This window comes from Hymenobacter perfusus, from assembly GCF_003944765.1.
GTDB classification, from domain to species: Bacteria; Bacteroidota; Bacteroidia; order Cytophagales; family Hymenobacteraceae; genus Hymenobacter; species Hymenobacter perfusus.
In genome coordinates this window covers 115220-129762 of sequence record NZ_RWIU01000008.1, presented here as the reverse complement: position 1 = coordinate 129762, position 14543 = coordinate 115220, and the positions used below count along the sequence as shown (strand labels likewise).

10 protein-coding genes are annotated in these 14543 nt (G+C 61.8%); 7 read left to right on the top strand and 3 right to left on the bottom strand.

What is annotated here, in order from left to right:
* Positions 1 to 545: 545 nt before the first annotated feature.
* Both EI293_RS19390 and EI293_RS19385 read left to right on the top strand, forming a co-directional pair.
* A complete protein-coding gene (locus tag EI293_RS19390; RefSeq protein ID WP_125440208.1) occupies positions 546 to 5189 on the top strand; it encodes a T9SS type A sorting domain-containing protein in 4644 nt (1547 codons plus the stop codon).
* 171 nt (positions 5190 to 5360) lie between these two features.
* Positions 5361 to 5960 (top strand): HupE/UreJ family protein, encoded by a 600-nt coding sequence (locus EI293_RS19385; RefSeq protein WP_125440207.1) that lies wholly within the window; start codon positions 5361 to 5363, stop codon positions 5958 to 5960.
* A 102-nt stretch (positions 5961 to 6062) separates the two neighbouring features.
* On the opposite strand, the gene EI293_RS19380 is transcribed toward EI293_RS19385, so the two are convergent.
* Positions 6063 to 7163, bottom strand: coding sequence for a hypothetical protein (locus EI293_RS19380; RefSeq protein ID WP_125440206.1), 1101 nt, complete (start codon positions 7161 to 7163; stop codon positions 6063 to 6065).
* Between the two features lie 493 nt (positions 7164 to 7656).
* Between EI293_RS19380 and EI293_RS19375 the strand changes: the two genes are divergently transcribed.
* The 5 genes from EI293_RS19375 (at position 7657) to EI293_RS19355 (ending at position 12750) form a co-directional block, all read left to right on the top strand.
* Entirely contained in the window at positions 7657 to 10011 is a 2355-nt protein-coding gene (locus EI293_RS19375; RefSeq protein ID WP_125440205.1) for a M1 family metallopeptidase, read from the top strand.
* Positions 10012 to 10076: 65 nt separating this feature from the next.
* A complete protein-coding gene (locus tag EI293_RS19370) occupies positions 10077 to 10586 on the top strand; it encodes a HEAT repeat domain-containing protein (RefSeq protein WP_125440204.1) in 510 nt (169 codons plus the stop codon).
* A gap of 36 nt (positions 10587 to 10622) precedes the next feature.
* A complete protein-coding gene (locus EI293_RS19365) occupies positions 10623 to 10997 on the top strand; it encodes a PH domain-containing protein (RefSeq protein ID WP_125440203.1) in 375 nt (124 codons plus the stop codon).
* A 96-nt stretch (positions 10998 to 11093) separates the two neighbouring features.
* Positions 11094 to 11744 (top strand): beta/alpha barrel domain-containing protein, encoded by a 651-nt coding sequence (locus EI293_RS19360; RefSeq protein ID WP_125440202.1) that lies wholly within the window; start codon positions 11094 to 11096, stop codon positions 11742 to 11744.
* 145 nt (positions 11745 to 11889) lie between these two features.
* Entirely contained in the window at positions 11890 to 12750 is an 861-nt protein-coding gene (locus EI293_RS19355) for an urease accessory protein UreD (RefSeq protein WP_125440201.1), read from the top strand.
* Between the two features lie 160 nt (positions 12751 to 12910).
* Here the strand turns inward: EI293_RS19355 and ureG are convergent, their stop codons facing one another.
* Together ureG and EI293_RS19345 are read right to left on the bottom strand one after the other, a co-directional pair.
* Positions 12911 to 13663, bottom strand: coding sequence for an urease accessory protein UreG (ureG, locus tag EI293_RS19350; RefSeq protein WP_125440200.1), 753 nt, complete (start codon positions 13661 to 13663; stop codon positions 12911 to 12913).
* A gap of 178 nt (positions 13664 to 13841) precedes the next feature.
* Positions 13842 to 14525, bottom strand: a complete 684-nt coding sequence (locus EI293_RS19345) for an urease accessory protein UreF (RefSeq protein WP_170170448.1) — start codon at positions 14523 to 14525, stop codon at positions 13842 to 13844.
* Between the last annotated feature and the right edge of the window lie 18 nt (positions 14526 to 14543).

Below are 14543 nucleotides of genomic sequence, written 5' to 3'. Positions count from 1 at the left end.
GGCCACCACCCCAGACGTCCAGACCCCGGCGCTGGCAGACTGCTGGGCCGGCAGAATGGACGCCGCCAAGTTGGCTACTCCAAGCCCCAGCCAGGCCGCCGCCCCCCCCCCCCGCCGGCTCTTGAACAGCTCATGCACCGCCCGGGCCGTATTGGCGCGGGTGAGGGCGGCTTCGGCCAGCGCACGGGGCAGCGGCATGGTGGTTTGGGCGTGGCCGGCACCGATGCTCGACAGGGCGGCCATTGCCAGTAGCAGTACTCGTTTTTTCATATTAATTGGCTTGATGAAATAGGTTCGCAAGGCTACTGACCAGGCCCATACAGGCATTTATATTATCAGGCGAACAAACAGAATATTTACTCTATCTTACCCTCTTATTGCCAGACAATATTCCTTGTGTACTAACGACTAACACGCGGCTTTGCTGTACCCGTTTACCCGGCCGTTGCGGGCGTTTTTCAGCCGTTTTTCTACTTCCCTCTGCCGGCCGCAAGTTTTTGCAGGCGGTCTGTTTTGTCCATTTTCCCACTCTTACCTTTTTTTGCATGATTCCAACAGTACAGAATTCTCCAGCCAGACGAACGTCGGGCGGAACATCCCGCGGCTGGCTGCCTTTGCTGGCTACCGTCTGCAGCCTGCTGGTAAGTCCGCTTACCCAGGCCCAGCAGCGGCCGGGCGCGGCGGCGGCCCGCGTACCGGCGGCCATTCCGGCCCTGACCGACGCTGCTGGCACGGCCACCCGCGCCAGTGCCCCGGCCCCCGTATGGAAGGTGCGCAAGGTGCAGGCCAGCATCAGCTCCACTGCCACGGGCGGCAACTGGAGCAGCCCGGCTACCTGGGCAGGCGGCGTGGTACCCACCGCCGCCGATGACATAACCATTGTGGGCGGGGCTACCGTGACGCTGGACGTGGCAGCCAGCTGCGCCTCGCTGAACGTGGCCAGCACCGGCTCACTGCTGACCTCCACAACCACGGCTTACCAGCTGCAGGTGGCCGGCAATGTCACCAACAACGGCACCCTGGATTTGAGCTTCAGTACTACCCTGGGCTCGGAGCTGCGCTTTACCGGCGCGGGCAACGCCAGCTTCAGCGGTACCGGCACCACCGATCTGCAGACCATGACCCTGGCCAAAGCAGTGCGGGCCGATGTGGTGGAAATGAACCTGAGCACCCTCACAGTGAAAGGTGCGGCGGCAACTCCCGACGGCTTTCTGCTGACCCGCACCACTGGCACCACGCCGGTGGATGACATGACCGGCACCCTGAAGATTTCGGGCTCGAATACGGTCAGTAACCGGGTGTTTGGCAACTCCGCCTCGTATGTTGTTCCGGCTACCGGCGGCTTCTGGCTCAACAATCCCAACTTTACCGTGCTGGGCCAGACGGGCTCCGGTACCGTAAACGGCCTGCTGCGCATCAGCGCGGGCACCTACAACGTGGGCACGGGCAGCGGCAACTCGCTGGTATTCGGTTCGGGCTCAATCTATACGATGGAAGGGGGCACACTTACGTCGGCCGGCCGGTTCGGGTCGTTTACCAGTGCCACCGCCGCCGCGGCCATGACGTTTACACTTAGTGCGGGTACCATCAACGTAGCCAATGTGGCCAATGCCAGCGGCACGCCTTCGTTTGGCGTGAACGGGACCAGTACCGTTTCGGGCGGCAGCATCAACCTGGTGCAACGCAGCACCGCTACTACCCCGCTCGATTACTACGTAGCAGGCACCTACAACACCACGGGCGGCACCCTGAACCCAGGCACGGCCGCTACGGCCACCAATTTCGACTTCCGCATTCGGGGCAACGTTCCGAATGTGAGCATCGGCAGCGGCAAAAGCGTGCTGCTGGTGGGCCAGACCAACGCCTACAGCACGGTGCTGGTTAACCTGGGCGGAACGTTGAATTTGAACGGCAACCTGTTGCTACTATTGGGGCCGGCCGTTACCAACAATGGCACGCTTACGGGCACTACCACCAGCAGCACCTTGTACTTCGCGGGGGCCGTGCCTCAGACGCTGAACGGCTCGGGCACCTTCCAGACAATCCGGACGCTATCCATTGACAACATTGGCGGCGGCGTAACGCTGGCGGTTCCGCTGGTAGTGTCGCGGGTGAACCTGTTCTCGGGTAGTGTGCTGAACTCCGGTAACCTCACGATTGGCGACGGCACGGCCGTATTGAATGTTGTTCAGGCGGGAGCCACCGGCTCTGCCAGCCCAGCAGCTACCTTCGATGTGGCCCCGACCTTTAACATCGGTACCGGTGCCTTGCAGCTGGTATACGCCCCCGAGTCAATTGGCCATACCACAGGCTTCGAGGTGCCGGCTTCCCGGATTGTTGATTACCTCACCATTGCCAACCCGAATGGCGTAACGCTGGCTGGCGGCAACCTTACCGTGCGCGGCGATGCTACCCAGTCGTTGTTTCTGACCAGCGGAGTGCTGGCCACTTCGGTGGCTAACACACTTATCCTGGCTGAAACCGTGGGCGCTCCGCCTACCGGCTCGGCTACCAGCTACGTGCGTGGCCCCTTGGCCATCACCGTCAACAGTGCCACGGCCGTGAGCCGCACTTTCGCCATTGGCGACGGCCCGGGCTGGCGGCCGGTAGTGGTGGGGGGCATTACCACTTCGGGTCCCCAGACGTTTACGGCTACCGTTATCAGCGGGGCTACCGGCGGTACGCTGTCGGGCGGGCTTTCGGCCCTGAATCCCACGCGCTACGTGCAGTTGCAGAACACGGCGGCCTTGCCGGCTTCGGCCACGGTGCAGCTCAGCTACGGCGCCGATGACCTTATCGGCGGCTCTGCCACCGCCGTGGTAGCGCAGGCGGCTACGGCCAGCGGAACGTACGCCAGCATTGGTGGCACCGCTGCTTCGGCACCTACTACCGGGCTGGTATCGACGCTGCCCATCACGCCCGGCAATGATTTCTTTGTACTGGCCACTACCGAAGGTGGAGTGCTGACTTCGTCGGTAGCCAGCGTGTGCAGCGGCACCAACTCGGGTACGCTCACGCTCACCGGCTTCACGGGCACCATCACGGGCTACGAGGCCAACACCGGCAGCGGCTTCGTGGCCGTACCCGGCACCAACACCGGCGCGACCCTGGCCTTCAGCAACCTGACGACCACCACCACTTTCCGGGCCGTTATTCAGACGGCAGACAACCGCGTTATCTATTCTTCGCCGGTGACGGTGACGGTAACGGCGGCCCCCACGGCCACGCTGGCGGCGGCTACGGCCACTACCTTCTGCGGCTCGGGCACCCTCACACTTAATGCTACGCCCGTGACGGGTGCCACCTACCAGTTCCTGTTGGACGGCCAGCCCATCAGCGGGGCCACCGCAGCCACGTATACCGCCACGGTTACGGCCAGCGGCGTGTACTCGGTGGTGGTGACGACGGGTAGCTGCTCGGCTACATCGGCCACGGTATCGGTAACGGTAAACCCCGCTACCACCGCTACGTTTGCGTACGCCAACAGCAGCTTCTGCCAGAGCGGCACCAATCCCGCTCCTACCGTTACGGGTACGGCCGGCGGTACCTTCAGCAGCACTACGGGCCTGAGCCTGGATGCTGCCACGGGAATCATCAACCTGGCGGCCAGCACGTCGGGCACGTACATCGTGACGTACAGCGTGGGGGGCACCTGCCCTTCGTCGGCCACGGCTGCGGTTACTATCAGCAACGCCCTGACAGCCGGTTTCAGCTATGCTTCTGCCAGCTACTGCACGAGTGCCAGCGGTGCTGTAACGCCTACGCTGTCGGCGGGCGCGGCCAGCGGTACGTTCAGCTCAATTGCGGGCCTGACGCTTGATGCGGCCACCGGCGCCATCACGCCCGGCACCTCTACCCCCGGCACCTACACCGTCACCAATACGGTAGCGGCTTCGGGTGGCTGCGCGGCGGCTACGGCCACGGCTACCGTGACCATCACGGCCCCTGCCATGGCCGGTTTTAGCTATGCGGCTGCCAGCTACTGCGCCTCGGCTACCGGCACCGTAACGCCGGTACTAACGAGCGGGGCTACGGCCGGTACATTCAGCTCAACTACGGGGCTGACTATTAATGCCACTACCGGCGTCATCACCCCCGGCACCTCCACGCCCGGTACTTACACGGTAACGAATACTGTGGCCGCCAGTGGCCCCTGCTCGGCCGTAACGGCTACCGCCACGGTAACCATCACGGCCCCTGCCACGGCCGGTTTCAGCTATACTGCTACCAGCTACTGCACCAGTGCCAGCGGCACGGTGGCCGCTACCCTGGCCAACGGTGCCACGGCCGGTACGTTCAGCTCCACCACGGGCTTGTCCGTTAACGCGGCTACGGGTGCTATTTCCCCCGGCACCTCCACGCCGGGCACGTATACCGTCACCAACACGGTGGCTGCCTCCGGTGGCTGCTCGGCAGTAACGGCTACCACCACGGTAACCATCACGGCTCCGGCCACGGCTGGCTTTAGCTATGCCAATGCCGCCTACTGCGTAGGCGCGGCTCCGGCCACGGTAACGCTGGCAACCGGTGCCACGGCCGGCACGTTCAGCAGCACGACGGGTCTGGTACTTAATGCCACTACGGGTGCCATCAATATTGCTACCAGTGCGCCCGGCACCTACACCGTAACTAATACAGTAGCTGCTTCGGGTGGCTGTGCGGTTGTAACGGCTACCACTACGGTAACCATCAACGCCACGCCGGCCCAGCCTACGGTTGCGGTGCGCTACAACGGTCCGGTTACCACGCTCACCAGCAGCGCGGCCACCGGCAACCAGTGGTACCTCAATGGCACGCTTATCCCCGGAGCCACAGGTCAGGATTACGTAGTGAATTCGGCTGCGCAGTACGGCACCTACACGGTAGTGGTGACCAACGCGGCCGGTTGCGCTTCGGTGCCTTCGGCTACGCAGGTTGTAACGTCCGGCGTGAAGCCGCTGGCCGGCACTTCCCTCACGCTGTTCCCTAACCCCACCACCGACGGTATGCTGACGGTAAAGCTGGCCGGTTACAATAAAGCGGTGGAGCTGACGGTGTATAACGCCATCGGGCAGCAGGTGCGCATCCTCACGGTGCCCGCCGGCCGCCTCGACCAACCCCTCGACCTGACGCAGCTGCCCAGCGGCGTGTACATGCTGCGCGCCCGCACCGAAGGCGGCCTTGATGTTCGTCGCATTGTAAAGGAATAGCAACTACTTCCTGCGCTTTTGCAACTCCCTGCCGGCTTTGTCGGCAGGGAGTTTTTTTGTGCGCTCTGCCTGACGCCCTGTGGTGTTCTTCCCATGTCAGATGGCAAGCGCCCCCACAAAACAGCTCGGGTTTGTGATATTTGGGCTTCCTTTCAGTCCCTGATTTTCTGCATGTCTGTTTTCAGCACCTACCTTCAGCTCGGCTTTCACCACATTTTCAACCTGCGCGCCTACGACCATCTGGTGTTTCTGCTGGCGTTGTGCGCGCCCTACGTGCTGCGGGACTGGCGGCGGGTAGTAGCCCTGGTAACGAGCTTTACGGTAGGCCATTCGGTTACACTGGCTCTGGCTACGCTGGACGTGGTACAGTACTCGCCCCAGCTGATTGAGGTGCTGATTCCGGTGACCATTGTGCTGACCTGCCTGCTGAACCTGGTGCGCGCCGGCCGGCCGGAAACCCGCCCATCTGAAAGCCGCACGCCGGAACCGATTCTGCTTACGCTCCCGAACCTGCTGGCGGCCATATTCGGGCTGATTCACGGGCTGGGCTTTTCCAGCTACCTGCGCGAGCTGCTGGGCCGCCAGAGCCGGCCGATGCTGGAGCTGCTGAGCTTCAACGTGGGCGTGGAGCTGGGCCAGCTGCTTATCGTGGGCCTGATTCTGCTGCTGGGCTTCGGGCTGCTGCGGGGCCTCCGGGTGGCGCGCCGCGACTGGCTGCTGGTAACCACCGGGGCGGCCCTGGGCATTGCCCTGACGCTTTTGCTAGGCTAATGGACCTACCGAACCGGGTTCACTCTGCTTCCTGAATACACAGCAAAAGGCCGAACAATGCGGGTGCATTGCTCGGCCTTGCCAGTGAGGAAGTGCTACGCGTTAGTAGCTCCCCCGGAAGTAATACACTTCGCCCGGCCCGTAGGGGTTCTGCTGGTTCTGGGGCCAGTGCGGGTCGCTGTAATTCACAAACTGCTCACCCATACGCTCATCATTGGAGCCGATAGTGGGGTTGAAGGTTATTACTACCCCTTTGGGCAGCGTCACCGTCAGGTTGAGGCGAATGTTTGGTCCCGAATCGCGCTCCACCCAGATGTCGCGGAACGTTTGACCGTAGTAATTCACATTCCAGTAGTAGAGCAGGCTCTGCGCATTAATCCACTGGCCGTTCTTTACTGAGTTGCGGCTGGGATTCTGCGACCAGGTCCCCATCTGATAAGGAGCCGTAGCGGGCTGATATGGCGGTAAGCCGCCATAGTTGGGCATCGGCGCAACCCAATGTTGCATCTGCAGCTCAGGACCGCCCAATAGCCAATTCTCAATGGCTCCAATGTCCCGGATTTTATACCGCTCCAGCCGTTCCATGGCTCCGTTGTAGCGTTCAGCCGTAGCGTAGCCCGCTTCTACTTCGCCTTTCTCATTCACCCGCTCATTGGTGCCGATAACAACTACCGGCAGTTCCGGCTCTGCAGTGCCATTGAGCACTTCCTCCTTGCCATCCTGGTTGAAGGCAAGAATCGATTCAACTTTCATATCGTCGAAATCGGTGGGCAGCGCAATGACCAAAGGAGCGTAGGAAGCATCCCACTTCTCGCAGTTTACCGGCACCGAGAACTGGCACAGCGGAATACCGGCAATAGTGCGTTGCACCCACGTCCGGGCCTGGTCGCTGGAAACGTCCTGGCCCCGTTTTTCGGCCTGGCTCACGTACTGCCGGGTGAAGATATCCTCCAGCGTTTCATCCCCGATCCTCTCGCCGGCCACGCGCTGATACAGGACGTCGTAGTCCCCATCAAACTGGCTGAGTGCGTGCTCCCGCAGAAAGTCGCGCAGTTTCTCGTTCGTACCCAGCTCCACGGCCAGCAGTTGTGCCAGCTGGTTACGGTCTTCCGTCGGGGCTACTTCCCCTTCTGCGTTTGCCGATGCAGAAGTAGTTGCGGAACCCTTGGCCGGATTTACTTCAGGCCGCTCACAAGCGGCCAACCCGAGCCCTAAAGTTGTTAAAAAAGCAAACTGTATTACTCGATGTGCACCCATGATTGTGTAGAAGGTTGGTGAGAAAAGGAATAACCAAACCTACTGTGCCTGTGGCTTCTAGTCGAGGACAGTACCACGGTATAAGTGACTCTCACTACTAGTGGCCCAGCTAATACTATTCAATCAAAATCCATTGACATACTGATTCTTACAGATATCCACAGTAGTATTTTCATGAACTATCTAACTATGCGGCTATACTACAGTCAACATCCGCCTGCACAGCTGCCGTTTGTGACATACCACAAGCAGAATATATGGGCTGGCTGCTGTTTTTTATGAGGTAGCCAAGCTCCGCTTGGCAGTAGCTGATGGAACCTACAGGAATGTGCAACCCCCCTTCCCCCCCTGTGTCTTTCGCCGCACGCGGCGCAGCCTGATTATGCCGGGCCGCAGTTACCGCTTGTTGCCACGTCTTTTTCTCCCCTTCTTTACCCTTATGTTGAAACCTACTCTGCTGGCCGCCGGGCTGGCGGCGCTGCTGGCCCTGCCGACGGCGGCGCAGAACACCAACTCCGGTACCGACAAATTCGCGCAGCTCGAAACGATGCTGCCCACGCCCAACTCCTACCGCACCGCCTCCGGCGCGCCCGGTACCGACTACTGGCAGCAGCGCGCCGACTACAACATCCGGGTGAAGCTGGATGATACCCGGCAGGCCATCAGCGGTGACGAGGACATCACCTACACCAACCTCTCGCCCGACGTGCTGACTTACCTGTGGGTGCAGCTCGACCAGAACGTGATGGACAAGAACTCCATCACCACCGCCACCGAGGTAGGCCAGATTCAGCCGCGCATGCCGTTCCAGGCGCTGGATTATCTGCAGAAAAGCGAGTTTGATGGGGGCTTCAAGATTGCGGAGGTGAAAATGAAAGGTGGCAAAGCGCTGCCCTACGTGATTAACCACACCATGATGCGCGTGGATCTGCCCACGCCGCTGCGGCCCAAGCAGGCCGTGACGTTCAGCATCAAGTGGAGCTACAACATCAACGACCAGACCAAAATCAGCCAGCGCTCGGGCTACGAGTTTTTCCCGGAGGATAAGAACTACCTCTACGAAATTGCCCAGTTCTACCCCCGCATGGCGGTGTACTCCGACAACCAAGGCTGGCAGCACAAGCAGTTCCTGGGCAACGGCGAGTTTGCCCTGCCCTTCGGCGACTACCGCGTGAGCATCACGGCCCCCGCCGACCACGTGGTGGGCGCTACCGGCACCTTGCAGAACGCTTCGGAAGTGTTGTCTTCGGCCCAGCGCCAGCGCCTCGACCAGGCCAAGAATTCCAACAAGCCGGTGCTGATTGTGTCGCCGCTGGAGGCGGAGCGGGCCGAGTTGACGCGCGCCAAGGACACCAAAACCTGGACGTTTGCCGCCAAAAATGTGCGCGACTTCGCCTGGGCTTCCTCGCGCAAGTTCATCTGGGACGCCATGGGCGTGAAGCAGAACGGCGTGCCGGTGATGTGCATGAGCTTCTACCCCAAGGAGGGCAACCCGCTGTGGGGCAAGTACTCGACGGAGGTTATTGCGCACACCATCAAAACCTACTCGAAATTCACCATTCCCTACGCCTACCCGGTGGCCATTTCGGTCCACGGGCCGGTGGGCGGCATGGAGTACCCGATGCTGAGCTTCAACGGTGGCCGCCCCGAGAAGGACGGCACCTACTCGGCCGACCGGAAATACGGCATGATTTCGGTGATTATTCACGAGGTGGGCCACAACTTCTTCCCCATGATTGTGAACTCCGATGAGCGCCAGTGGACGTGGATGGACGAGGGCCTGAACACCTTCGTGCAGTACCTGGCGGAGCAGGAGTGGGAGCGGAACTACCCGTCGCGCCGCGGCGAGCCGGCCAATATTGTGGCCTACATGCAGTCAGATAAGAGCCTGCAGACTCCGATTATGACCAACTCGGAGTCGGTGCTGCAGTTTGGCAACAACGCCTACGGCAAGCCCGCTACCGGCCTCAACATTCTGCGCGAGACCATCATGGGCCGCGAGCTGTTCGACTACGCCTTCAAGGAGTACGCCACCCGCTGGGCCTACAAGCACCCCACCCCCGCCGACTTCTTCCGCACCATGGAAGACGCCTCGGGCGTGGACCTGGACTGGTTCTGGCGCGGCTGGTTCTACAGCGTGGATAAAACCGACATTGCCATCGACGGCGTGAAGTGGTACACGGTGGACTCGAAGAACCCCGAAATTGAAAACGCCCGCAAGCGGGAAATGATCAACAAGGCGCCCCAGAGCATTTCGCAGCAGCGCAACCTGCAGGATATCAAGAAAACCCTGGTGGACGATAAGCCCGAGCTCAAGGATTTCTACAACCAGTACGACCCGCTGGCCACCACCGAGGCCGATAAGCAGCGCTACCAGCAGATGGTGAAGGGCCTGAGCCCCGAGCAGCAGCAGCGCCTCAACAGCGGCCTGCACTTCTACGAAGTGAGCCTGAAAAACAAAGGCGGCCTCACCATGCCGGTGATTGTGCAGATGACCTACGAAGACGGCAAACAGGAAATGATGAACATTCCGGCCGAAATCTGGCGCAAGAACAACGCCGAGGTAACCAAGGTGTTCATCACCGAAAAGCCGGTGGTGAGCTTCGTGCTGGACCCCTTGCAGCAAACCGCCGACACCGACCTCTCGAACAACAGCTGGCCCCAGAAAGCCGCGCCCTCGCGCTTCGAGTTGTTCGAGTATCAGCAGCGCGCCCAGCCCAACCCCATGCAGCAGTCGGCTTTGCAGCAGCAGGAGAAGAAACCGACCGGCACCAGCACCGGCGGCACCAACTAAGCACTGCCATTTTGTAGTAGCTTTCAGCAGCCGGCCCCGGTGGGGTCGGCTGCTTTTTTATAGCCATGCCCAACGCATCCTCTAATCTGGAATCACTCAGGAACCAAGCACTCGGCCCCAATCCGGAGGCGGCTTACGAAGCCTTTGAGGCCTTAACGGCCATTGGCACTGAGGAAGTAGTGCAGTTCTATCTGGGCCTGCTGGAGACGGCGGAGCGCGGGTGGCGCAACCGGGCCGCTATGGGCCTAGCGTACCTGGGCGATGAGCGGGCCGTTGCGCCGCTGCTGCGCGCCATTCAGCGGCCGGAAAACCGCGGCTCCAACGGCACGATGGTGTATGCTCTCACGCAGTTCGATTGTCGGCACTTATTAAAGGAACTCTTCCAGATGGTCTTTCAGCAAGGCTACGAAGCGCAGCTGATGGCGCTGATGGCCATTGAGGCGCAGGATTTCGAGTATTCTCTCGAAGATGTGGCTATCATTCAGCAACAATGGGCCGTAGCGCAGTTAGCACCGAGCACCTCTCTGCTGGAATTAGGTATAGAAAACATCGGGGAACTGGTGGAAGAATTGTAGCTTCTCGCCTCCTTTCCACCAATTCAACCACTTACGATGGGACTTCTCGACGGCCTGCTGGGCAATGCTTCCGAAACCGACGCGCAGGATATGCAGTTGGAGCTGCAGCAACTCCTTTCCCCCGGCGAGCAGGTGCGCAACGCCTACGCCGTGCTGCGCGACCTGATGGTGTTCACCACCAAACGCCTTATTCTGATTGACAAACAGGGCATGACGGGCAAAAAGCGCGAATACCTGAGCCTGCCCTACCGCAGCATCGAGCGGTTTTCCATGGAAACCTCCGGCCACTTCGACCTCGATGCCGAGCTGAAAATCTGGGTGCGCGGCCAGACCGAGCCCATCAGCAAAACCTTCCGCGGCGACAAAAACGTGTACGACGTGTACCGCGCCCTGAGCGAGTTTGCCGTGTAGGTGAGATAGTGAAATGGTGAGGTGGTGAGTTTACGTTCTGGTTACACCGTTTGCGCCAGCAGAACGTAAACTCACCATTTCACCACCTCACCGCCCATGCCCCGCTTTACTGCCGCCCACGCCCTCACGCAAGCCCGCCAGCACCCGCTGATTCCGGTATTTTACCACGCTCAGGAAGAGTATGCCCGCCGGGTGCTGGCGGCCTGCCACGCGGCCGGCGTGCGGCTGTTTGAGTTTACCAACCGTGGCCCCCAAGCGCCGGAAATCTTCGAGCGGCTGCAGCGTTTCGTGGAGGCCGATTTTCCGGATTTGCTGCTGGGCGCGGGCACCATCTTCACGGCCGAGGAAGCCGGCCGCTTCATTGAAGCCGGGGCCGACTTCATCATTCAGCCCGTTACGAGCCCCGACGTGGCCGCCGTGTGCCGCAGCTACGACTTGGCCTGGCTGCCCGGTGCCCAAACGCTGAACGAGGTGTACGAGGCCCACCGCCTGGGCGCGACGCTGGTGAAGCTGTTCCCCTCAGCCTACCTCACGCCGGAATATCTCGGCATCCTGCGCGGCCCGCTGCCCCAGGTGCCGCTGATGGTTACGGGCGGCATCCAGCCCACCATCGAAAGCCTCACGGAATGGCAAGCCGCCGGCGCCACCTGCGTCGGCCTCGACGCCCGCCTGCTCGACACCGACGAGCCTGCCCGCCTCACGGCCCAGGTGCGGGAGCTGCTGGCGGTGCTGCGGCCCACGATGTAGCGGCGCGACCCTTCGCGTCTCGTCGTGGCTGAGGTTACTGAGGTTACTAAGCGAAGCAGACCAGTTATTCTGGGCAATCAGACGCGAAGTACCGCGTCTCTACAGCGGTTTTACGCCATATTTACGCTTAATATACAGCGCAAATATGCCCGAAGAATCCGCGTGGAGTGAACTGGAAGCCACGGCCGTGCGCGGCCAATCGGTGCTGACGCGCAGCTGCAGCGTGCAGCCGCTGAAGCTGCTAAACCCGCGCACCCACGGGGCCGGCTGCCACGTAGTCATGTCCAGCTACGGGGGCGGCTTTCTGGCCGGCGACGTGGTGCGGCTGCGCCTCACGGTTCAGGCCGATGCCCGGCTGCTGCTGAGTACCCAAGCCAACACCCGCGTGTACCGCTCCGACAGCGGGGCCGCCAGTGCCGAGCAGCACTTGGAGGCCCACCTAGCCGCCGGCAGCCTCACGGCCGTGCTTCCCGACCCGTTGGTACTCCAGGCCCAGGCGCGTTTCCGCCAACACCAGCACTGGCACCTGCAACCCGGCGCGGTATTGCTGCTGGCCGACTGGCTCCACTCGGGCCGCATGGACAGCGGGGAGCAGTTCGAATTCCACAGATACGAATCAGACATCCGGCTGACCTACGGGGGCCGCCTGCTGGCCCTGGACCGGTTTACATTCCGGCCCCAGGAGCACATTGCTACCTCGCCCGCGCACTTCGGCCCGCACCAGACCACGTTGTCGGTGTACTTGGCCGGGCCGCCGGAGGATGCGCGGTTCCGGCAGCTTTCCGCCGTGCTGGCGGCCCAACAGCCCCACTCCCGCCACGAGCTGACGCCTGACCTCTCCCAACAGCCCGTCGTGGTGGCCTTCACCGAAGCCCGCCCCGGCCTGCACCTGCTCCGCGCCGTGGGCCACGGCCGCACCGCCCTGCAACCTATCTATGACGCACTGCACGCCGCCCTCGCCGCCCCGGAGCTGCTGGACTTTCACGCCGGGCAGCGGAAGTATTAGGCTTTCTGGTCTGCCATCAAAATCCGGCGGAACGATGTAGAGACGCAATAGTTGGAGTTTCGTCGTTGAACAATACCGTAAGGCACGGCCAAACAACATCAGCAACGACGAGACGCAAGATATTGCGTCTCTACCTCCAACGTTCGGCTGTGCTGCTACTTCACCGCCGTTCCGCCCCTACGGCTTCAAACGCCCGCGCTTTGGCTGCGTGGATGTGCGCAATGATTTCCTCCAAGCCGACGCCGTGCAGGGCGCGGGCGAACAGAAAGGGGCCTTCCCCGCGCATACGACGGGCGTCCCGGTCCATTACGCCCAGGTCGGCGCGGACCAGCTCGGCGAGGTCGGTTTTGTTGATGACCAGCAGGTCCGACTGGGTAATGCCGGGGCCGCCTTTGCGCGGCACTTTGTCGCCGCCCGAAACGTCGATGACGTAGATGGAGTAGTCCACCAGCTCGCGGCTGAAATGGGCGGCCAGGTTGTCGCCGCCGCTTTCCACGAACAGGTAATCCAGGCGGTTGTCGAAGCGCTTCATCAGGCCTTCCAGCGCGTCCATGTTCAGGGAAATATCCTCCCGAATGGCCGCGTGGGGGCAGCCGCCGGTTTCCACACCCACAATCCGATCCTCGCTCAGGGCGCTGTGGCGGATGAGGAACTCGGCATCCTCGCTGGTGAAGATGTCGTTGGTGACCACACCCAGCTCGAACTCGTGGCGCAGCCGCTCGCACAGGGCCTTCAGCAGGGCCGTTTTGCCCGTTCCCACCGGCCCGCCGATGCCCACCGTGAAGGCCCGCTGCCGGAAGTTGCGGTGCGACGGCAGCCGCCGCGTTTCGCGCCGGGCAAAGTCACCGGGCGAGTCGTACTGTTCGTGGGTGTGGCCGTGGAGCAGCAGGGCCAGTTTATCGATGAAGGGCATATTGGGTAGTTGCTAGTTGGCAGTTATCAGTTACCAGAAGCACGTTCCTCAGAACGTCATGCTGAGCTTGCCGAAGCATCTCTACCGCTTCGTTGCAATGCTAGCCCAACGAAGCGGTAGAGATGCTTCGGCAAGCTCAGCATGACGTTCTGGTTTCTCACCGTTCTGTCTCCCGGCCTCAGTTCTGAAACAGGCGGGAGTACACCTGCTCGTGCAGCATCTGGGCGGCGTCGAGCAGGACGGCGGAGCGGGTGGCGTGGCGGTGGTCGAGGTCGTCGGCGCCGGCCAGCAGGTCGTCGAAAATGGCGTAGAACTCGTGCTGAAGGCGGTGGCCTTCCATGGGGCCCAGGCAGCCCAGCCGGATGGCCGCGCTGATTTGGTCGCGCAGGGCCAGGTGCAGGTAGAGCGTGTGGATTTCGGGCAGCGCGTACTCGAGACGGCGCAGGCTCAGGGCCAGCAGGGGCACGAAATGCAGCGGCAGCTCTTCGGCAGCCAGCCACTCGCCCAGCGCGGGCAGGTCGGCGGCCGGGTAGAAGGAGTGCAGCAGCCGCAGCCAGGTTTTGCCCTGGGTGAGGCTGCCCCGGTGCAGGGCCGGCACCAGCAACTGGGCGTCGTACTCCTGCACGATGGTGCGCAGCACCTCGGCCCCGGCGGGCAAAGCGGCCCGGTAGCAGGCGTTCAGAAACGGTACCTCCAGCCCCACGGCCTGCTGCAAAAACGAGTACAGGTAGTTGCGCAGCCCGCTTTCAGAGTGCAGCAACCCAAACGTGCGGCTGCTCTCCAGCCCATACGAATACGCAAACCCGCCCGTCGGCAGAGCCGAATCGGCGAGGTGGAGCAAACGGGCGAGGCGGGTAGACAAGTCGGTATTGGAGATTAA

Excerpts from the sequence above, each read along its gene's own strand:
- EI293_RS19385 (WP_125440207.1), top strand. The coding sequence starts at position 5,361 with ATGTCTGTTTTCAGCACCTACCTTCAGCTCGGCTTTCACCACATTTTC.
- EI293_RS19370 (WP_125440204.1), top strand. The coding sequence starts at position 10,077 with ATGCCCAACGCATCCTCTAATCTGGAATCACTCAGGAACCAAGCACTC.
- EI293_RS19365 (WP_125440203.1), top strand. The coding sequence starts at position 10,623 with ATGGGACTTCTCGACGGCCTGCTGGGCAATGCTTCCGAAACCGACGCG.
- ureG (WP_125440200.1), bottom strand. The coding sequence starts at position 13,663 with ATGCCCTTCATCGATAAACTGGCCCTGCTGCTCCACGGCCACACCCAC.
- EI293_RS19390 (WP_125440208.1), top strand. The coding sequence starts at position 546 with ATGATTCCAACAGTACAGAATTCTCCAGCCAGACGAACGTCGGGCGGA.
- EI293_RS19360 (WP_125440202.1), top strand. The coding sequence starts at position 11,094 with ATGCCCCGCTTTACTGCCGCCCACGCCCTCACGCAAGCCCGCCAGCAC.
- EI293_RS19355 (WP_125440201.1), top strand. The coding sequence starts at position 11,890 with ATGCCCGAAGAATCCGCGTGGAGTGAACTGGAAGCCACGGCCGTGCGC.
- EI293_RS19375 (WP_125440205.1), top strand. The coding sequence starts at position 7,657 with ATGTTGAAACCTACTCTGCTGGCCGCCGGGCTGGCGGCGCTGCTGGCC.